Genomic DNA, 21,584 nt, shown 5'->3' with positions numbered 1-21,584 from the left:
TGTCTATATGTGGAGACGGGGCATGCCCCGTCTCTCTCTAAATCCGTTGTTCCTTACCATTCACGATAAATCGCTTGATAGGTTGTTTTACCGGTCTTAATAGGTAACTCCAATCCTTTTCAGTTGTATCTAACGTGATTTCCAATCCATCTTCCAGTTGTTTTACTTTATAATTGATCTTATTATTTCCAACAGGAAGATCTTTCATTTCAATAAAGTCCCAATCTGATGGTAAATTAGGACTTAGGGTCAAGATCTTTTTATAGGCTTCTGGTTGTATGCCATATATATAACGAATCAAAGGTGTTGCTATACCATAGATAGTCCATGCTTGAACAGGGCAGCCATAATCAGGCATCATCTCATTGATTGATCCCGGAAGTGTACGGCCAAATGTATCGACGATGCGATTGATATACCATAAAGCCTCATCTACACGTCTGTAAGCGCATTCGGCCATCGCTTGTACGCCTGTTGCGATAGTCATCATGCGATCTCTTTCGACAGCGGATAAATAAGGACCATATTTACCGCAATGCTCTTTTCGTACTTTATCCAATTGTTGAATAGCTCTGTCTTCTGAGGCAATCTGAGTTTCTATTGGAGTGCTTATTACCCAATTCTTGTTAGTTAACCATCCTTTCATAATACCGGTTGGATACGCTTCAAATTGTTTATACATATCCTCATACATTGCGATATGCTTTTTCTTGCTATCCTCATATTCCTGTAAGGAAACCTCGGCAACATCCCACCTGTATTCTGTATTACGAACTGTTCGATAGCACCTTTAGTCGTTTCTAAGGCTTGCTCTCTCGTTCCATAAAAATCACAATAAATTTCTAAATCCTTATCCCAAAATAGGTCGTTTATCCTTTCTTTCAAATCGATTGCTTGCGAGGCACACTCACTGGCAAATGCTTCTTCTCCCATTATTAAGGCAATCTGCGACATAACTTCCAGTGCTTGCTGGGTATAAACAGAGACATCAATCAATTCCGCATTTAATCCTCTAACTTCCATGATTCCATACCCTTCGGGGAACATATTCTTATTTGTATCCATATCTTTCAAAAGGAAGTTCAGACCTTTTTGCATATAAGGATACATATCTGCAAGGAATTTGTTATCACCAGTCCATTTATAAACATTCCATACAGCGATGACAAAATGAGCAGTCTCTTGAGTATTTCCTTTGTGGCTGACGAATGCGTTGAATGCCATTTCATGCAAAATACGGCCATTCCTATTGGCTTTCTCTGACATCTCTTTGATAACTCTCAATGTCTCTTTTGCTAATTTTTGGTCACCTGTAGCGACAAGGCCTTGTAATGAATAAGAATTATCACAACCGAATAACCATGGATATTCAATTGCGCCCGCTCCCAGAAAGCGTCCTGCACTTTCCATATCTGCCGCAAGCCATTCCGTATTGATTTTGCACCAGTTATAAACCTCTTGTAACTTTTTATCTGGAATGTTAATCCGTCCTCTCTCTAATAGTTGGGTGTAATACATTTTTTTATCTTCCAACATTTCGGAATGGTTCGCTAAGATGTCTTTGTAACTTTTTAGGGTATCCTCCTCACTGTCTTTTGATCCTGCGATGACGAAAGAAAGTTTTTTCTCCTGATTCTTAGGAAGTGTAATCGTATAAGTAGAAGAGGCACTTTTACCCGTTCCTTGCGTATTTATATAAGTAGGAGTATCTAGTTGATAAATACTCGTATGTTGATCCGCTCCCCAAATCACGTTCCAGTTATTACCTAAATCTTTCGCTTTAAAAATGGCATCTTGGGCATCCCAGTTCACGACATCATTTGCGTCTTTTAACCCGATTGTCCCGGATGACCATACAGGCAACAAATCTGTTTTTGCGACAAAATCAAAAAGGACCGTTTGCTCTGAATCCGATACATTTTCGATGGTATAGGTAATAACAACACCATTTTTTCCTTGTGGGCAAAATTGGAAACGATTGACACGGATACTATTATTAAATAAAGGAGCGTACTCAAATTTACTTCCAAAAGGATAATTCGTATATTGTATTGCGTTTTCCAACCAACAAGAATTACCTTTATTATCTGTCATTTTTACCCAAAAGCCATCTAATAGCTTGATCAAATGATTCCAAACTCCTCCCATCTCTCCGGGAGTATGTCCACCAAGATCAGGGAAGTTTCCATCTTGCGTACCTATTATGTAGGTTTTATCTCCTGCTGTCAGATAAGGATTTTTTTCTTGACCCGCTTGATTCGAGATTCCTTCCATGATTGTTTGTATCTCCTCATCTTGAGTGATACTTTCATTTGTTTGACAAGATATAAATCCCCCCAGTAAACAAATGCATAGATAAAGTGACTTTAGATATTGCGTCATATTCAAATCTTTTGTAGATAAAAGTGGAGGGGATATTATGATACCCCCTCACACTTACTATAATTAATATCCCGGATTCTGTGTCAATGTTGGTTTACCATCGACATAGCTTCTGTCTATTTCAGTTAGAGGAATAGCGTAATAGCGATGGTTCTTATCAAAAACGGCTCCATTTAAATATTGGATATGTCTTTTTTCTCTTTCGACATATTTATTTAAAAAATCCTCAGCGATATCCCAACGTACCAAATCGAAGAAGAAATGACCTTCTAACGCAAGTTCCAAGCGTTCTTCAAATCGTACACGTTTTCGTAATACGTCTTTACTAAGTCCTGCCCATGAATCTTTATAGATATTCACTTTGTAATTGGCGGCAACTGGACCATTGCCAAAAGGCGCTTCATCTCCTAATCTCACGTAAGATCCGTCTTTTGCCCTTTGACGAATCATATTGACATATTCTTTTGCTTTCTCAGGGTTACCAATCTCCACCTCACATTCCGCTGCCCACAATAATACTTGAGCGTATCGAATAATATTGAAATTCATTGCGTTAAATTTTGCTGTATTGTCATAAGCGTATGTAGCAAGTTGGCTTTCTAATATAATCCATTTCTTTTGGTTATAAGGACCTGCGCTGACTTGATCCCTGATCCAAGCTTTTCCCGGGTGCAATCCCCAATCATGATATGGAATGCCTCTACGACCAACGACCCAGTCTAATCTCGGATCTACAGGGGTTTCCATATCTGGTTCCCATGCCTCGCTTGATTCGATATCTTGGTCGTTTTTGAATTCATGGTTAGCGTAAGTGTCAATCATGGGTAGGCCATTTTCGTCTACTTGATAGGCATTCACTAAGTCGAAAGTAGGTTGTTGGAATCCGGCTCCACTTAAGTTTGGTTGATCTGGAGCATTGGGATAAGATAAGTCGAAACCACGTTGGCTACGATCGTAACCAGCTCCCGCTACATTTACCGCTACCTGGTTAGACCATACCACTTCTGCGTTATTGTTTTGCTCCGCATTGAAGTTATCAAAATAATTGTCAAGTAACTTATATTTTCCGCTAGTGATGACTTCGTCTAATAAAACTTTTGCTTCGCTATATTTTTGCTGGAATAAATAAGCCTTGGCCAAGAACGCTTTAGCGGCGTTTTTCGTAGGTCTTCCAGGCTCACTCTGATTATCCGGTAAAATTCCGGTAGCAAAAGAGAAGTCTTCCTCAATATTAGGCCAAATATCTTTGTCATTGGGAACTCTTCTTTGCGGATCTTCCACGTATTCATCAATATAAGGGACCATGTTCCAGATTTTTTTCGCTTCAAAATGATAATATCCTCTTAGGAAACGGGCTTCTGCTCTAATTTCCATTTCACTTTCTTCTGATAAGCCATCAATTTTATTATCATTCAGCATACGAAGTACGTCGTTGCAACGCTCAATAGCTCCATATACCAGTATCCATTTATCCCGGATACGACCATTTTCAGCAGTAGCGACATAACGCTCCATCTGTAGCAGTTCGCCTTGATCGCCGGTAGTACTTCCTTTATGGATATTTCCAGCGCACATATCTCCATAGAAGACATTATCCGGCCCACTTGTTATTCCCCAAACTCCGTTGATAAATCCGTTTAATGGACTATAGCAGGCAATAAGGAGTTTATTCACGGTACTTTCATCTGTTAATACAGACTCATTCAATTTGCCTAATGGTTGTTTATCCAAAAAATCAGAACAACCATTAAACAGGCTAACAGCCATCGTGACGGTTACCCATGTGAACGTTTTTTTCGCTATATGAAATAGATTTTTCATGTTTGTTTAATTTTAAGTATTAGAATGATAAATTGAAACCAATGGAGAATACGCGTGCTAGTGGCATATTATTCATATAATCGACACCCATATTCTTGTCATCGCCGTTCTTAACCTCGGGATCAATGTTGTTATACTTTGTCAATGTCAATAAGTTTTCCGCATTCAAATAAACACGACATTGCTGGAGTCCAATTTTCGAAAGCGTTTGTTTTGGAAGGGTATATCCTAATTCTAATTGTTTCAAACGAATATAAGAACCATCTTCAATTAAGTATGAAGAAACCTTACCTGCCTCATCATTTGGATTCAAGATATTGATCTCCGGCAGTTCCGCATTTCTGTTTTCAGGAGTCCAAGTATTCAATATACGGGTACTTTTATTGAAATAATCTCCCCAGAAATCAAGGCCATCCCTACCGCCTTTCGATGCGAAACAAATATCATTTCCTTGACTGCCTTGGATATAAAGAGACAAATCGAAGTTCTTGTAATAGAAGTGTGAACTCAAAGAGTACTCGAAATCAGGGTGAGGATTACCGATATAGGCCCTATCTTGGCTGTCTATTTTTCCGTCATTATTCACATCTCTATATTTCCAACGGCCGATTGCTTTGTCTGACTGTTCTACATGCGAGTCGACCTCGCCTTGTGTTTGGAAAATACCATCGATCACATAGCCATAGAAAGAGGAAATCGGATGACCTACTTCTGTTCTTGTATATGTGTTCGATATGAATTGATTTGAAGCTAATTTCTTTACCTCATTACGATATCCGGACAAAATGAGCCCTAATTCGTACCGGAAACCATAGTCTGTCGTATTCTGGAAATTGATATTCAATTCATATCCGTTATTTTGCATTTCACCGATATTCATAAATGGGGCACTTGCCACTCCTCCGGTAGAAGGATAAGTAATTCTTTGCAAGATGTCGGTAGTATATTTATGGTAGAAATCGAATGACAAATTCAGTTTATTATTAAAAAGACCTGCGTCGATACCAATGTTTGTTTGTGTAGTCGTCTCCCATTTAAGATCCGGATTACCAATGCTCTCCTTACTGATACCTTGAGTGACAGAGTTTGGATCTCCCGCTATAGGATAGCTGCTAGTTGAGATATTCGTATAATACATGGACGCAAATGCGTAGTTATCGATATCCTGATTTCCTGTCAAACCGTAACTGGCTCTGATTTTCAAATCACTAAGAATATCTTGCCCTTTCATGAAGTTTTCTTCCGTAAGTCTCCATGCGGCGTTTACCCCTGGGAAGTAGCCATATCTATGATTCGCACCAAAACGTGAGGACCCATCTCGACGAATAATAGCCCCTAAATAATATTTGTCTTTATATTGATAATTGACACGTGCGAACAGAGAGAACAAAGCGTATTCATTTGCGTTGCCTGTATTGTCCTTGTTGGATTCGCCAGCGTCAAGGTATCTATAATCGGGATCCTCGATAATAAAATTACTTCTATAAGCAGAGAGATTCTCTATTTTAGAACTAATGGCTTCTGTACCTAGCAAAACATTCAGATTATGTGTTTCACAAAATTTTTTCGTGAAGGTCAAAGTATTGTTCCAAACCAATTCTGATTTACGGCCTCTTGCTTCCTTTAAAGAATTCACTAGCGTATTTGCGTCTCCTTTGTTCCAATAAGTTTTTGGATTGAACTCTTTGGAGCCGCTATCCTCAACGTTTACGCCGACATTTGTCTTGAATTGGAAGTATTTCAAGAAATTGATATCCAAATACAAATTACCTAACAAGTTGAGGTTGTCATTGTAATTCTCTCTTTGATTATAAAGTTGGGCTACCGGATTCTTGGAATCACCTAAACCATTAGCTTTTGTTCCGGCCCAATTACCTTCTACGTCGTAAACCGGAATAAGCGGAGCCATACGTACGGCCTCATGGTCTGATTTGCTTCCTTTGTATTTAGAGTAAGTTGCGCTTAGGTTTGATCCTAATGTGGCGAAGCTCAAAATCTTAAATTGAGAATTGGCTCGTAAAGAGAAGCGATCATAGCCCGCCCATTTTACAAGAGCTTCTTGTTTATAATAGTTTGCGCTCAAGAAATATTTAGACCCATTGCCACCTCCTTGTGCGCTGATATCAATGTTTGTAGTCGGTGCGGGGCGATAAACTTCATCAGCCCAATTAGTTCCGATCTTATTAGTGCGCATAAATTGATTTTCCACAGTATTATAAGTGCTGAGATCTACCTGGCCTTCCATGGCTCCTGCCGGTAGAATATAATCAGGAATGACGGGTGTAGCTCCGTTGCCATATTGCTCATGCTGTGGTGTTAACCCGGCGTTTCTCATTGCGTTCCACAAGACTTCTCCATATTGTTGGGAGTTTAGCATTTCCGGCAAGTTGGTGGGAAGTTGCACGCCTACGTTTACTTTTACGTCAACGGTAGGTTTTCCTTCTTTACCTTGCTTTGTCGTGATTAAGATAACCCCGTTAGCTGCTTGGGAACCATAGATAGAGGCGGAGGAAGCATCCTTCAATACTTGTACAGACTCTATACTTGAAGGATTTATTTGGGATGCGATCTCGCTTTTTGTAGGAAAACCATCAATGACATACAACGGGCTGTTATTATTCAGTGTTCCGACACCTCGAATACGGATAGCAGGAGCATCGCCAGCTACGCCGGAAGTTGTTACGGACACACCGGATAACCTACCTTGAAGAAGGTTCTGTATATTCCCGGATGATTGAATAGATAAATCCTTCGTAGATATGGAAGAGATAGATCCGGCTACGTCTTTCTTGCGTTGCGTACCATAACCGATAACAACGACATCATCCAATGCTTGTGCGTCATCCTTCATGGTAATTTGGATGTTCGTCTGCCCTTTGGTCGGGATTTCTTGTGTCTGATATCCGATATAGGAAATTTGCAAGATGGCGTTCTCGGAGACCATAAGGCTGAAATTTCCGTTAATGTCGGTGATTATACCGTTTGTGGTTCCCTTCTCCACGATATTTGCTCCAATGATAGGTTCACCAATTGCGTCTTTCACAACACCGGTAATTCTCCGGTTACTCTGTTGTGTAACAGAAGTGTTTTTTCGCATTAACATGATGTTATTACCCTCCATCGCATATGAGATGTCTGTTTGGGTAAAGACAGATGATAACACATCTGCTACGGTTTTATTTTGCGCCTCTACGGAAACCTTACGATTTAGATCTATTTCTTTGGTGTCGTACACAAAGAGATAGTCTGTTTGTTTTTCGATTTCGTTTAAGACAATTTGAGTGTTTGCATTGTTCACATGGATATTGACCCGTGTATTTTGCGAATTAACAGATGCAAACATTCCTGTGGTTGATAGAAATAGTGTTATAAAAGTTAACTTCATAACTCTTTTTGTTTGATTTTTCATACATTTGTAACTCTTGAATTTGATACTGATGATTTAAGTGCATGTGGTATTGATTCTTTCCGGGGAGTGTTGCCGCATTTCCCGGTTTTTATATACCGTTTCTTTTTTGATATTTTTTATCTCATAGGCATACATGATTTATAAGGTTAACATTCTGTTCTTACTTTATGATTATTAGATTCTTATCGTCATCTTTGATGTATGTGAATTTATGTTTTAACTGAAGTACTTTTAATACATGCTCTATTCCATCTTGAATACGAAATTTGCCGGAATAGTGATGTTTCAACAATGAGGGACGTTGGATCTCAATCGTAGTATCATAATAAAGTTCTAGTTTCTTTATTAGATCTTGGATTGATTCATTCTCAAAACAGAACAGGCCTTCTTTCCATTTAAAATAGTCGCTATTATTAATTGTAGATTTCTTGAGCATCCTATTCTCTATACTAACGATTTCATTAGGCTTGAGTTGTAATCCATTTCTTAAATTAGGGGAACTGATTTTTACACTACCCTTTAAAAGGGCGGTTTCGAACAAGGATGTGTTATGGTAAGCTTTTACATTGAACTCTGTACCTAATACTTGAACATCATGATTTTGGGTATGTACGGTAAATGGACTATTTTCATTGTGCTGGACAGAGAAGTAACCTTCGCCGTCTAATTCCACGTTTCGGGTGTTTGCGCTGAATTGTTCAGGAAATTTTAGGGTTGAGCGAGAGTTTAGCCATACATGCGTACCATCGGCTAAGGTGACCTCTGCCCGTTGTCCGGCAGGGACATGAATGGTTTGCATTTGTTTCTTGTTCGATTGTTGTATCTGCAGTTGTTTGCTTCCCCAAAAGCCGATTAGAAAGATGGCTGCGATTTTTAAGATCTCGGCCATTATCTTCCGTATGGAATAATGTACTTTCTTTACGGAATTTGTCTTATCTGTATTGGCTTGCCAAAGTGAAATGTCATATAATTTGCATAAAACCAGAAATTCACGCATGTTTTCAGGGCTTTCGTCTAACCATGATGCTATTTTCAGTCTTTCTTTCTCTGAAACCTCTCCTTTTATGTATCGTTGTAGTAATTCCTTCATGGTATCTATTAATTTCGCTTTATAAATAATAAACGATGCTGTAAGATAGATCCCTAGTGGAAAAACGAGAAAAGTCAAGAAAAAAGAAAATAGAATAAGGGAAGATAATCTTTTAGATTGATACGTAATACTTTTAAAGTCTTGGTAATGTGGTATTCTACTCCTTTTACGGTGAGGTTGGTTTCTATAGCGATTTCTTTCACTGTTTTGTTTTCGAAACGACTCATCTCGAATATCCTGCGAGTTTGTTCGGGCAATGATTGTAGGGTGCGCTGAAGGATTGTGCGTATCTCTTCCCGGAAAATTTCTTCTGGATCGCAAGCCTCTAAAGTGGATATGCGGATGCTTAGTTCTCGCTTTTTTATTTCTTCTAGATTTTCGATCGCAGCATCATGTACAGCTTTATGGCGTAAGTAGTCGAGAGCTTTATTTCTCAAGATCGAAAGTAAAAGAGCTTCTGTTGCTTCTCCTTTTTGGGTGGAGATCAGTCTCCAATACTTCACAAGAGAATCGGATACGATATCTTCTGCTATCATATCATCATGTACGTATGATTTAGCGAACATGAACGATCGTTGATAGTTTCGTTCGTAAATAATGTTAAAATTGTCTTTTGCCATTATAAGCTGAGTAATAAAAATAAGATTACATGACTTCTGGAGTAAAACTAAGTTCTTCAAAGTTCCCTAGGAACTATATTCGGTATTTACAAACTACGCTTCTTCCTAATTCACATATTGTATCTACAGAGCGTAAATAGACTAACCGGTGGGACTTTTATGCCCTGAAATCATATAGTTATGTCAATAAAATATAAGACAATATTGATTTAGAATAGAAAAGATTGTGTTTTGCTAAAAGAAATCAATATATTTGCCTTATCTTTTGGAATTTTAACATAAAAGGCATTTGGCACTAAATAGTCATGAACATAGTTCCTAGGGAACTATTTTCTTCATTCCTACAGAAGACAAAAGTTTCGTGCCGAAGAAACCTTAGTTTCCCTATATAGAAACAAAAGTTTCCTAAGCGGAAAACAAAGGTTTTAGCGGTATAAAACTTTAGTTTTTCATGGATAAAAACTGTATAAGCTTATATGTTAATGTCTTTTCCTGATTTATCTAGACACTTTTTTTGTTTATAAACGTAATCAGTAGACAGTAGTTATAAAGTAATACTGATATAGTAGTCACTTCTTTTAACTTCATACTGATAACATAGACACATTACCTCTGGGCCGAACAGAGCCCTTCTGAGAGATTAGTTGTTCGGCTTTGCAAAGCTATCGTATCCATCTCTTTCTTGTTACTTTTCACGGGTTTTCTTTTATTCCGCCACATTTTTATTTGCGTTTCCTTCTCCCCGTGCACTATGCCCGGGGTTTTATAACCGACACTCATGTGCGGTCGGCGGTAGTTGTAGAAGTAGATGTAGCGCTCTATCACGCTCGCGGCACGCTCGATGGTCTCGAACAGCCCTTGCCTATAGAGGCGTTCCACTTTAATTATCCCATTGATACGTTCCGCCACGGCATTGTCCGTGGGCTTGTAGTCTTCCGTCATGCTGATGGCAATGCCATGCCGCCGAAGGCGCTCCACGTACGCGTCGCAACAATACTGCACGCCACGGTCAGAGTGGTGTATCAGGCCCTCCAGATTTTCACTCCCTGTCATCTCAACGGCCTGGTCTATGGCCTGCCGCAACGCCTCAAGCGTGGCTGAGGCACGCAAGCTATCAGCCAGTACCCATCCCACTATCTTATGGGAATAAGCATCCGTGACCAGATGCAGGTAACAGACGTCTCCGCCGGCAAGCGGTATATAGGTAATATCGCTAACCCACAGTTGATTGGGAGAGGTTGGGACAAAGCCCTTTATCAAGTTCTTCCACTTATGGTAACGATGGTTGGAATTGGTTGTGCCCCTGGCTTTGCGCGGAGGAAGCATCAGGTGGTGTCGACGAAGCAGCGTGTAGAAGCTGTCGCGACCGGGCATGAACCTCTCTCCGAAGAGGGCGGTGAGCATGATCCACAGCTTGTAACCACCGATACCGGGATCCTCGCCACGTATCTCACGTACGGTATCCAGCATGAGACGTTCATTCTTCACATGGCTCCCTATGTCAGCCTTGGACTGGTAATAGGCTTGACGACAATGGCCAAACAGACGGCAGGCTGGCGCTACTTTCATCTTGCGAAGCCTGACCAGTTCCGTTACTATTTGGCCCCAGGTTTTTTTCTGATGGGAATGTTAAAATACTCTTCCGCACGCGTGATCATTAAATCACGGGCCTCGGTTTCCAACCGGGAGAAGGCAAGGGCCTTCTCCAACTCCTTAACACGCTTCTTGAGTCGCGCGTTTTCATCATGGTAATCCTCTTTGCTTCGATCGCTCATATCCGTAGGGGCTTGACACGGAGCCAAAGATACCTCTTTTACCACTGATTCATACTTCGCCAGCCATTTATTTAACAAAGTTATCCCACTAATACCATGTTGTTTGCAAAAACTGGTTTTGCTCATGCCGGATTGATAATAAGAATGAAGAAGATGCAATTTCTCTTCTTCGCTGTAATGCTCATGTTTTTTGCGCATAATAATTACACATTTTATTGTTATTGAATGTGTCTACCTATATCAGCATAAGACATAATGTTTTGTCTGTATAAGGAAGAGACCGTATGATGATTGCGGCAAGTGTGGAGAGATCGTTCTGTTTAGAGATAGAAAAGTAGTAAATGATGGTAGATAGGGCCTGATAATTGTAGATGTTTTTTATCTACCACCATAGGCTAAACCGTCTAAAGATAGATGATTACAAGGATAGTTGTAGATGTTGTAGATAAATTGGATATTTTTGAACCTTAGTCAGTAAGAGAGAGTACTGTTCGTGAGTTGATGAAGGAGATCTCCTCATTGGCTATTCGCTTATCTGGATTTGGGAAAATTACGAGATCAAATACGAAACATCCCGTTTCTTTCGTTGTTATATGGAGGATTATCCATATATTTGTAAATAAACTAGGTAAGCTTATGGCAGCGAAGAAAGATAGAGTACTTTGGGCTGATGACGAGATTGATTTGTTGAAACCGCATATCTTGTTCTTGCAGGACAAAGGGTATGAGGTCGTTCCGGTGGTGAGCGGGCAAGACGCTATTGACTGCTGTAAGGAACAATCGTTTGACATTATTTTTCTCGATGAGAATATGCCCGGCTTGACAGGATTGGAGACGCTGTCGCATATCAAGGAGATCGCTCCGAATGTGCCGGTCGTGATGGTGACTAAAAGTGAGGAGGAAAGTATCATGAATCAGGCGATCGGAAATAAGATCGCGGATTATTTGATCAAACCGGTAAATCCCAACCAATTGCTTCTCTCTATCAAGAAGAATGTCCATAAGAACGTGATTATCTCCGAGACGACCACGGTGGGTTATCAGCAGGAATTCGGTCGTATAGGTATGCAAATCAATGATTCCTTGACCACAGACGACTGGATGGAGGTCTATAAGAAACTAGTGTACTGGGAATTGGAACTGGAAAGCAGCCAAGTGGCAATGACAGATATGCTCCGTATGCAGAAGGAAGAGGCCAATAACGCTTTTGCCAAATTCGTGAAGAAGAATTATGTGGACTGGATACAGAATCCGGCCGATCGCCCGTTGATGAGCCCCGACCTGTTTAAGAAGAAGGTTTTCCCAATGTTGGATAATGACGAGAAGGTTTTCTTTATATTGATCGATAATTTCCGGCTGGATCAATGGCGGGTGGTAAAAGAATTGCTTACTGAGTATTTTACGTTTGACGAGAGCTTGTATTATAGCATACTGCCAACCGCCACGCAATATGCCCGCAACTCTATATTCTCGGGCTTGATGCCTTCGCAAATAGAGCAGATGTTTCCGGATTTGTGGGTAGATGAGGAGAGCGAGGAAGGTAAGAATTTGAATGAGGCTCCATTGATTCAAACCCAGATCGATCGGTTCCGTAAGAAATATACCTTCTCATATAATAAAGTACACGATTCCCAATATGGAGAGAAATTGTTGGCTACGATCCCTTCTCTTACTCGTAATCAACTGAATGTGATTGTGCTGAACTTCGTGGATATGCTTTCGCATGCTCGTACGGAGAGTAAGATGATCCGCGAGTTGGCGCAAAGCGAGGCGGCCTATCGCAGTTTGACTAAATCATGGTTCCAGCACTCTTCTACGCTTGAGTTGTTCAAACGAATCGCCGAGCGGGGAGGAAAAGTAATCGTTACGACCGATCATGGAACGATTCGGGTAACGAATCCGATCAAGGTGATAGGTGATAAGAATACGAATACCAATCTACGCTATAAGGTAGGCAAGAACTTGAACTACAATCCAAAAGAGGTATTTGAGATCCGGGACCCGGAAAAAGTAGGGCTTCCCTCCCCGAATCTAAGCAGTAAGTATATTTTCGCCTACGGAGAGAATTTCTTCGCTTATCCGAATAATTATAACTACTACGTATCCTATTATAAAAATACATTCCAGCACGGAGGAATCTCGATGGAGGAGATGTTGGTGCCGTTTATTACGATGGAACCGAAATAAATATCGTTTTTTTGTTCGTGGATGGTAGGTTTTGTTTAATTTTGCGAAAAAAGAAGTATGTTTATCCATAATGAAATACGTAAGAATCTTTCCTTGTTCTCTGATATATGTAAGAATCATGGGATAAAATCGTTGTATGCGTTTGGATCTTCAGTGACAGAGCAATTCAATCCACAGAGGAGTGATATTGACTTGTTGGTAGAGATGGAGGATATGGATCCTTTAGAAAAAGGAGAAAAATTACTTTCTTTATGGGATAAGTTAGAAGATTTTTTTCAAAGAAAAGTAGATCTGCTTACTCGGAAAAGTTTAAAAAATCCATTTCTTTTGGAGAATATCGATAAAACAAAAATTCTATTGTATGACAATAAAAGAAAAGAAGTATTTGTCTGACATGATGAGGGCGATAAGCTTGATCGAGTCGTTTACCGCAAATACTAGATCTTATACAGAATATACAATGGATCTAAAGACGCAGAGTGCGGTGGAAAGGCAATTGGCTATTATAGGTGAGGCTTTAAATCAATATGACAAACAACCGGAACGTATATCGCTGAATAATACGCGGCAAATTGTTGGTTTCCGTAATCGGATTATACATGCTTATGATAGTTTGGATGACACATTGGTTTGGGCGATAGTCGTTAATCATTTACCGGCGTTAAAAAGTGAAGTGAAAACATTATTGGAAAATTGTTAAGTTAGATAAGATGAGCACTATAAAAATAGAAAGTTTGGATAAGATCCATGAGGCGGCCAAGGAGTTTATCGCCGGGATGGATGATCGTACGGTCTTTGCCTTCTATGGTCCGATGGGGGCCGGTAAGACTACCTTTATCAAGGCGATCTGTGAGGAATTGGGTGTGGAGGACGTGATCAACAGTCCCACATTCGCTATTATCAATGAGTACCGTAGCGATACGACGGGAGAATTGATTTATCATTTTGATTTTTACCGGATCAATAAATTGAGTGAGGCCGAAGATATTGGAACGGAAGACTATTTCTATAGCGGAGCTTTATGTTTTATTGAATGGCCGGAGAAAATAGATGAGTTGTTACCCGGAGATGTGGTAAATGTCACGATCTCGGAGAATCCGGACGGTTCACGTACTGTAGAGGTTAAGTAAGTCTATGGATCCTTCCGAATACTTTATCTTATCCTTGTTTATCGCTTTGGGATTGTTCTCAATCGTAGCGGCGATCTGTAATTTTGATTGGTACTTTAAAACCAGCGGGGCGATGACTTTCGTGAACTGGTTCGGTCGTGGCGGCGCACGTATCTTCTATGCGTTGTTGGGAATCGGGCTGATCGCTTGTGGGGCGCTGGGACTTATGTATTGGTGATAAAAAGTAAATTATACTTACTTGTCCTAGTAAGTATAATCAAAATGCCTAAGTAAGTATAACTTCGTTGTCTGATGAAGTTATACTTACTTTGAAAAAGGCCTTATTCCGCTAATTGGAAATCGAGTTGCTTACGTTCCAGATTCGCTTGCGCTACTTTGATAGTGATAGGGTCTCCCAAACGATATTGACGTTTCTTGCGACGGCCCAATAAACAATAATTCTTCTCATCAAACTCATAGTAATCGTCATCCAGATCACGGATAGGTACGAGTCCCTCGCATTTATTCTCGTTCAGTTCTACGTAAAGTCCCCATTCGGTGACACCGGAGATAACGCCGTCGAATACCATGCCGAGCTTATCCTGCATGAATTCTACTTGCTTATATTTGATGGATGCACGCTCTGCGTTGGCGGCGACTTGCTCCATGTTGGAACAATGATCGCATAAATCCTCATACTTCTTTTGTATAACGCTACGGCCACCAGCTAGATAACGTTCCAGCAATCGGTGTACCATCATATCCGGATAACGGCGGATAGGAGAGGTGAAATGTGTATAGTATTCGAAAGCCAAGCCATAGTGGCCGATATTCTCCGTGGAGTAACGGGCCTTTTGCATGGCACGGATCGCCACTGTCTCGATCAAGTTCTCTTCCGGCTTTCCTTGTACATTGTCCAATAAGGAGTTGATTCCTTTGGAGACATCCGTCTTCGTGCCGTCTGTTTTCAACTTATAGCCGAAGCGACGGATAAAAGAGGCGAAATTCTCCATTTTATCTGGGTCCGGAAGCTCATGGATACGATAAACAAATGTCTTCTTAGTCTTTCCTTTAGGAGGACGGCCCACGAACTCTGCTACGGTACGGTTTGCCAATAGCATGAACTCCTCGATTAACTTATTAGCGTCTTTTGAGACCTTGAAATAAACACGGACTGGTTTCCCTTGTTCGTCGATCTCGAATTTAACCTCATAGCGGTCGAAGTTGATAGCGCCACTCTTGAAACGACGTTCCCGCAATTTCTTGGCAAGGTCGTTCAAGGCTAGAATCTCCTCTTTATAATCTCCCTCGCCGGTTTCGATCACCTCTTGTGCTTCCTCATAGGTAAAGCGGCGGTCGCTCTTGATGATCGTGCGGCAGATCCGGGAGTTTTGTACCACGGCATCGCTATTTAGTTCGAAGACAGCGGAGAAGCATAATTTTTCCTCGTCGGGACGTAAAGAGCATATTTGGTTACAAAGTCGCTCAGGAAGCATCGGTATCGTACGGTCTACCAGATAAACGGAAGTCGCACGGCTTTGCGCCTCTTTATCGATGACACCATCCGTTTTCACATAATGTGTTACGTCGGCGATATGTACGCCAACCTCCCAGTTCCCGTTATCCAAACGGCGTGCGGAAAGGGCGTCGTCGAAGTCTTTCGCGTCCTTCGGGTCGATCGTGAAGGTTGTTATCCCCCGGAAATCCTCCCGGTTCTCAATTTCCTCCGGAGAGATCGCTTCCGGGATCTTATCCGCCGCTTTTTCTACCGAGGAAGGATATTTGTAAGGCAATCCGAATTCGGCAAGGATCGCGTGCATCTCGGCGGTATTCTGTCCGGCAATACCTAATATATCGATGACCTCACCCAGTGGATTCTTGGCTTCATCCGGCCATTCCACGATACGTACGATCGCTTTGTCGCCGTTCTTGCCCCCTTTCAGTTTATCCTTAGGGATGAAAATATCGTTAGCCAACGTCTTGTTTTCCGTAATCAAGAAGGCAAAGCCTTTAGCTACTTGAAGTTTACCTACGAAAGTACGCTCCTTGCTCTCAAGGATTTCCACGACCTCACCTTCCGGCTCGGCACCTTTACGTTTGGCGAAAAGCTGTACTTTCACTTTGTCTCCATCCATGGCATGCCCGGAATTACGTTCAGCGATAAATACCGGCGTACCTCCGTCTTCAGGGATGAAAGAATTCTTTCCATTGCTGCGGCGTGCGAAAGTTCCTACGGCTAGGGTTCCCAATCCGTTGAGACGGTAACGGCCACGGTCGATCTCGGTGATGATATCCTCGGCGGACAAGTCATACAGGATGTCTACCACCTGCAATTTCTGCACTTGGTTCTCGACTCCGATGATCTTGCTGATTTGTTTATAGTTGAAAGGTTCCTTGGGAGAGGATTGGAATACGGAAATGATGGCTTGGATCATCGCTTCTTTTTTCATACGTTTACCAACACCCTTTTCCTTTTTTCCTTTTTTCTCCTTATTGTTATCTTTTTTTGCTGGTCTATTCTTTGCCATTCTGTATAATTATTTGCATTTGTTTTTGTGGAGACGGGGCACGCCTCGTCTTTTGCACGCCATGTCTACAAAGGAAACAATTTAAATTGATATTTGGTTGACAATTGTGTTAATTAGATTTATTAAGCTCGCGGATTCTTAATGGAAACAATTCGCCGGCACCCCTTTCGCTCCGGGCTTGCAACAGAATACGCTACCGCTTAGTGGATATTCCTCAAGCTGTTCCTCACTCAATCCGGCACGGGCAGTCGTTATATAAAGCGTGTCGAGCTTATCCCCTCCAAAAGCGCATGACGCTACGTGGGGGGCCGGTACGACAATTTTTGTCAACAGGTCGCCGGTATAGGGATTGTAACAATAAACACCGCCACCTCCCCATTGAGCCACCCAAAGGTTGTCGTTGCAATCTATCGTCATTCCATCCGGGGAGCCGGTGCCCTCGGGTATATTTACGGCTACGCCATCGTACAATATGTCACCGGAGCTATCGTCATACCGGAAACGTATGATCTTACGGGTAGGTGTGTCGTTGTAATACATGTATTTCTTGTTGGCGGACCATACGATCCCATTGGAGATCGTGACTTTTGTCAACTTTGTTTCGACGGTTCCGTCTGCCCATACACAATAAAGGCTGGCAGCCCCTTTAGGCGCGCCAAATCCCATGGTGCCGATCCATAAGCGTCCGGACGGGTCGCATTTCCCATCGTTGCAACGAATCTTCCCGTTATTGTCCGGGATTGGGGCGATAGATGCCGTGTTCCCATCCGTTAGGTTTACACGTATGATCTCGTTTTGTAAAGCGACGACTACCGTACTGTCCGTTTCCGGTACGACGGTAGAGACCATGCGGTCGAACTGCCATGAACGGCAGTTTTGCAAGTCCGGTATATACTCATATAACGTCTTTCCTTCAATATCTACCCAGAAAAGTGTATTGCGATCGGGATGCCAAATCGATCCCTCCCCTGTAGTAGCTTCCGCCCGAAACGCCAGATCGGGGCTGATTATAATAGGATCGTTTATACAAGAGGTTCCTTCAAACATGATAAATGCCAATATTAATTTAATAACTATTTTTTTCATGGTATGCTATGAATCTGAGTTTACAAAGGTATAAATTTGTTTTATAATGCCATGATAAAAGATTATTTATGTAACTTTGCCGCTTAAATAAAATTACCGATGAGCGTAGAGATAAGAGAAGTTACCAGTAAGAAGGAGCTTAAGAAGTTTGTCAAGTTCAATATCGAATTATACAAGGGTAATCCCTATCACGTACCGGGTTTAATAGAGGAAGAGATGATGACGCTGGATAAGAAGAAAAATCCGGCGTTCGAGGTGTGCGACGCTATTTACTTCCTTGCCTATAAGGACGGGAAGGTGGTAGGCCGTATCGCCGGTATGGTGAATCGCCCGAGTAACGAGGCTTGGGGACAGAAACGTGCCCGCTTTGGTTTCGTAGATTTTATTGATGATGACGAGGTGGTTGATGCCCTTTTTGGCGCTGTCGAGAAATGGGCCCGCGAACAAGGCATGGAGGAGATCCACGGTCCGATGGGCTTTACCGATATGGATCACGAGGGTATGTTGATCGAGGGTTTCGATCAGATCGGTACGATGGCTACGATTTATAATTATCCCTATTACCCCAAGCAAGTGGAGCGTATCGGATACGGAAAGGATCAAGATTGGCATGAATTTAAGATCTATATACCGGATGGCGTTCCCGAGAAGCATTTGCGTATCGGTGAGATCGTGAAGAAGAAATACGGATTGAAGGTGCTGAAGTTCAAGAACGCTAAGGAGATTATGCCTTACGCCCGTCCGGTATTCCATACATTGAATGCGGCTTTCGCTCCCTTGTATGGTTTCGCGCAATTGACCGAGAAGCAGATCGATTATTATATCAATATGTATATCCCTATGCTGCGTTATGATTTGGTAACGCTGATCGTAAGGGAAGAGGATAATGCGGTGGTTGGCTTTGGCATCTCCCTGCCCAACCTTTCGAGAGCCTTGCAAAAGGCTCGTGGGCATATGTTACCCTTCGGGTGGATTCATTTGCTGAAAGCGTTGAAGAGCAAACCGAAAGTAATCGACCTGTATTTGACAGGAGTCTTGCCGGAATATCAAAGTAAAGGCGTGAACGCTTTATTATTTAATGACTTGATTCCGGTCTATAAGCGTATCGGTGCCGTTTACGCCGAGAGTAACCCGGAGCTGGAGACGAATAGCGCCGTACAAGCGCAATGGGATTATTTCAAGCGAGAGCATCATAAATCAAGAAGAGCGTATATTAAAAAGTTATAAGAGATATGGATGAGCTGAATTCAACGATACAACAACCTACGGAATATAACGATGATGACATCAAGACACTGGACTGGATGGAGCATATCCGCCGGCGTCCCGGTATGTATATCGGAAAACTGGGGGACGGTAGCTATGCCGATGATGGTATCTATGTGTTGTTGAAGGAGGTGCTGGATAACTCTATCGACGAGTACATGATGGGGTACGGCAAAAGTATCGAGGTGACTATCGAGGAAGGTACGGTAGCCGTGCGGGATTATGGCCGTGGTGTCCCTCTGGGTAAGGTCGTGGATGTGTCTAGCAAGATGAATACCGGCGCTAAATACGATAGCAAGGCGTTTAAGAAATCCGTGGGTTTGAATGGTGTGGGTATCAAGGCGGTGAATGCCTTGAGTAGTTATTTCTTGATAACCAGCTACCGTGACGGAGAGTGTAAGCGGGTGGAATATAGTAAGGCGATCGTCACGGAGGAATCGGATATCCAACCGACCGGGGAGGCGAACGGTACGCAGGTGTTTTTTGTCCCGGATCGGGAGATCTTTAAGGATTATCATTATAAGGACGAGTTTATCGAGGGGCTATTAAAGAACTATGTCTTCTTGAACTCGGGACTTTCCATTATTTACAACGGCAAGCGTTTCTATTCCCGCAACGGTCTGGTGGATTTGTTGAACGAGAATATGACCACCGAGCCTCTTTACCCGATCATCCATCTGAAAGGGGAGGATATAGAGGTGGTTATCACGCATAGCAACCAATATGGAGAGGAATATTATTCGTTCGTGAACGGCCAGCATACCACCCAAGGCGGTACGCACCTTTCCGCTTTCAAGGAGTCTGTAGGTCGTGTCATCAAGGAATATTACAATAAGAATTTCGAGTATTCGGATATTCGTGCGGGTATCGTGGCCGCCATCAGCATAAAAGTGGAGGAGCCTGTATTCGAGAGCCAGACAAAGACCAAGCTCGGCTCGAAAGATATAGGACCGGACGGCCCTACGGTAGCGAAGTTTATCGGTGATTTCATCAAGAATGACCTGGATAACTATTTGCATAAGAATATGGAGACTTCGGAGCTTTTGCTGAAGAAGATCTTGGAGTCCGAGAAAGAGCGCAAGGCGATCGCCGGTGTTACGAAGCTGGCCCGCGAGCGTGCGAAGAAAGCGAATTTACATAATAAGAAACTAAGGGATTGCCGGATTCACCTGACCGATTCGAAAGGGGATTTGCTAGAGGAAAGCAGTATCTTTATCACGGAGGGTGACTCGGCTAGCGGTTCTATCACGAAGAGCCGTAACCCGAATTACCAAGCTGTATTTAGTTTGAGGGGTAAGCCTTTGAATAGTTATGGCTTGACAAAGAAGATCGTTTACGAGAACGAGGAATTTAACTTGCTTCAAGCGGCCTTGAATATTGAGGATGGCTTGGAAGGTTTGCGGTATAATAAGGTGATTATCGCGACAGATGCCGATGTGGACGGGATGCATATCCGTTTATTGTTGATTACCTTCTTCTTGCAATTCTTCCCCGATTTGATTAAGCGTAATCATGTTTATATCTTGCAAACCCCGTTATTTCGGGTACGTAACCGGCAGAAGACGTGGTATTGTTATTCGGAGGAGGAACGCTTGGCTGCCATAGCCGCTGCCGGGAAGAATCCGGAGATCACCCGATTCAAAGGTCTGGGAGAGATCTCTCCCGATGAGTTCAAGCATTTTATCGGCAAGGATATACGCCTTGATCCGGTGACAATGAAGAAAGAGGACCTCGTGAAAGATATGCTCGAGTTCTATATGGGGAAGAATACCATGGAGCGACAGAACTTTATTATCGATAACTTAGTGGTTGAAGAAGATGTCATCAATTGAAAATAAGCGTATCGCGCTTTTTCCCGGTACCTTCGATCCTTTTACGATCGGGCATCAATCCTTGGTAAGGCGTGGGTTGGAACTGGTGGACGAGATCGTGATCTCGATCGGTATCAACGATAAGAAGCTTACCTATTTCTCCTTGGAGAAGCGGATGGAAGCGATCTGGAATCTATACAAGGATAATCCAAGGGTGAAAGTCATGTCATATAATCAATTGACGGTGGATTTCGCTAAAGAGGTCGGAGCCGGCTTTATCTTAAGAGGAATCCGTACGGTCAATGATTTCGAATACGAGAAGACGATCGCGGACGTGAATCGTAAGTTGACGGGTATCGAGACTTTTATCTTGTTTACGGAACCGGAGCATACGCATATTAGCTCAAGCATTGTCCGTGAGTTGTTACGCTACGGCAAAGACATTTCCCAATTCGTCCCTAAAGAGACGAGATTGTATTGAAAATTATGAAACGAATATA

General features: G+C 42.1%; 18 protein-coding genes. 8 read left to right on the top strand and 10 right to left on the bottom strand.

Annotated elements, in window-relative coordinates; all coding sequences use genetic code 11:
* Positions 1-37: 37 nt before the first annotated feature.
* The 8 genes from ACYIA1_RS17765 to ACYIA1_RS17730 all read right to left on the bottom strand — a co-directional run bounded on the left by ACYIA1_RS17765 (position 38) and on the right by ACYIA1_RS17730 (position 11,295).
* Positions 38-682 carry a hypothetical protein gene (locus ACYIA1_RS17765; RefSeq protein WP_373228251.1) on the bottom strand — a complete coding sequence of 215 codons (645 nt, stop codon included), beginning with the start codon at positions 680-682 and terminating at the stop codon, positions 38-40.
* Positions 643-2,382, bottom strand: a complete 1,740-nt coding sequence (locus ACYIA1_RS17760) for an alpha-L-rhamnosidase-related protein (protein ID WP_373147413.1) — start codon at positions 2,380-2,382, stop codon at positions 643-645. Before ACYIA1_RS17760 ends, ACYIA1_RS17765 begins: the two co-directional genes overlap by 40 nt.
* A 63-nt stretch (positions 2,383-2,445) precedes the next feature.
* Complete coding sequence (locus ACYIA1_RS17755; protein ID WP_373147415.1) at positions 2,446-4,203, bottom strand: RagB/SusD family nutrient uptake outer membrane protein; 1,758 nt, start codon at positions 4,201-4,203, stop codon at positions 2,446-2,448.
* 19 nt (positions 4,204-4,222) lie between these two features.
* Positions 4,223-7,438 carry a TonB-dependent receptor gene (locus tag ACYIA1_RS17750; protein ID WP_480336142.1) on the bottom strand — a complete coding sequence of 1,072 codons (3,216 nt, stop codon included), beginning with the start codon at positions 7,436-7,438 and terminating at the stop codon, positions 4,223-4,225.
* A 334-nt stretch (positions 7,439-7,772) separates the two neighbouring features.
* Entirely contained in the window at positions 7,773-8,702 is a 930-nt protein-coding gene (locus tag ACYIA1_RS17745) for a FecR family protein (protein ID WP_373147419.1), read from the bottom strand.
* A gap of 74 nt (positions 8,703-8,776) precedes the next feature.
* Entirely contained in the window at positions 8,777-9,322 is a 546-nt protein-coding gene (locus ACYIA1_RS17740; RefSeq protein ID WP_009016548.1) for an RNA polymerase sigma-70 factor, read from the bottom strand.
* Between the two features lie 606 nt (positions 9,323-9,928).
* Positions 9,929-10,891, bottom strand: coding sequence for an IS3 family transposase (locus tag ACYIA1_RS17735; RefSeq protein ID WP_480336139.1), 963 nt, complete (start codon positions 10,889-10,891; stop codon positions 9,929-9,931).
* A 26-nt stretch (positions 10,892-10,917) separates the two neighbouring features.
* Positions 10,918-11,295 carry a transposase gene (locus ACYIA1_RS17730; RefSeq protein WP_005862367.1) on the bottom strand — a complete coding sequence of 126 codons (378 nt, stop codon included), beginning with the start codon at positions 11,293-11,295 and terminating at the stop codon, positions 10,918-10,920.
* Positions 11,296-11,733: 438 nt separating this feature from the next.
* Between ACYIA1_RS17730 and porX the strand changes: the two genes are divergently transcribed.
* From porX to ACYIA1_RS17705, 5 genes are read left to right on the top strand one after another with little or no spacing between them, the layout of a single operon-like run.
* Positions 11,734-13,284: a T9SS response regulator signal transducer PorX gene (porX, locus tag ACYIA1_RS17725; RefSeq protein WP_005867323.1), complete on the top strand. Its 1,551-nt coding sequence runs from the start codon at positions 11,734-11,736 to the stop codon at positions 13,282-13,284.
* 57 nt (positions 13,285-13,341) lie between these two features.
* A complete protein-coding gene (locus ACYIA1_RS17720; protein WP_036617276.1) occupies positions 13,342-13,677 on the top strand; it encodes a nucleotidyltransferase family protein in 336 nt (111 codons plus the stop codon).
* Positions 13,646-13,984, top strand: a complete 339-nt coding sequence (locus ACYIA1_RS17715; protein WP_036617273.1) for a HepT-like ribonuclease domain-containing protein — start codon at positions 13,646-13,648, stop codon at positions 13,982-13,984. Before ACYIA1_RS17720 ends, ACYIA1_RS17715 begins: the two co-directional genes overlap by 32 nt.
* Positions 13,985-13,994: 10 nt before the next feature.
* Positions 13,995-14,414, top strand: coding sequence for a tRNA (adenosine(37)-N6)-threonylcarbamoyltransferase complex ATPase subunit type 1 TsaE (tsaE, locus tag ACYIA1_RS17710; RefSeq protein WP_048927062.1), 420 nt, complete (start codon positions 13,995-13,997; stop codon positions 14,412-14,414).
* Between the two features lie 4 nt (positions 14,415-14,418).
* Positions 14,419-14,631 (top strand): immunity 17 family protein, encoded by a 213-nt coding sequence (locus ACYIA1_RS17705; protein WP_005859813.1) that lies wholly within the window; start codon positions 14,419-14,421, stop codon positions 14,629-14,631.
* Positions 14,632-14,734: 103 nt separating this feature from the next.
* Here the strand turns inward: ACYIA1_RS17705 and rnr are convergent, their stop codons facing one another.
* Both rnr and ACYIA1_RS17695 read right to left on the bottom strand, forming a co-directional pair.
* Positions 14,735-16,921 carry a ribonuclease R gene (gene rnr / locus ACYIA1_RS17700; protein WP_005867327.1) on the bottom strand — a complete coding sequence of 729 codons (2,187 nt, stop codon included), beginning with the start codon at positions 16,919-16,921 and terminating at the stop codon, positions 14,735-14,737.
* A gap of 138 nt (positions 16,922-17,059) precedes the next feature.
* Positions 17,060-17,968: an SMP-30/gluconolactonase/LRE family protein gene (locus ACYIA1_RS17695; RefSeq protein ID WP_005867329.1), complete on the bottom strand. Its 909-nt coding sequence runs from the start codon at positions 17,966-17,968 to the stop codon at positions 17,060-17,062.
* Positions 17,969-18,106: 138 nt separating this feature from the next.
* Between ACYIA1_RS17695 and ACYIA1_RS17690 the strand changes: the two genes are divergently transcribed.
* The 3 genes from ACYIA1_RS17690 to coaD are packed head-to-tail and all read left to right on the top strand — an operon-like array spanning position 18,107 to position 21,565.
* Complete coding sequence (locus ACYIA1_RS17690; protein ID WP_005859806.1) at positions 18,107-19,234, top strand: hypothetical protein; 1,128 nt, start codon at positions 18,107-18,109, stop codon at positions 19,232-19,234.
* Positions 19,235-19,239: 5 nt separating this feature from the next.
* Complete coding sequence (locus ACYIA1_RS17685) at positions 19,240-21,105, top strand: DNA topoisomerase IV subunit B (RefSeq protein WP_005867331.1); 1,866 nt, start codon at positions 19,240-19,242, stop codon at positions 21,103-21,105.
* The gene (gene coaD, locus ACYIA1_RS17680) at positions 21,092-21,565 is read left to right on the top strand and encodes a pantetheine-phosphate adenylyltransferase (RefSeq protein WP_005859804.1); all 474 of its coding nucleotides are present in this window, start codon (positions 21,092-21,094) and stop codon (positions 21,563-21,565) included. Before ACYIA1_RS17685 ends, coaD begins: the two co-directional genes overlap by 14 nt.
* Positions 21,566-21,584 lie beyond the last annotated feature (19 nt).

This window comes from Parabacteroides sp. KHUB-02, from assembly GCF_056640955.1.
Note: the sequence above shows the minus strand (reverse complement) of the source record. Positions and strands in the feature narration are given on the sequence as shown.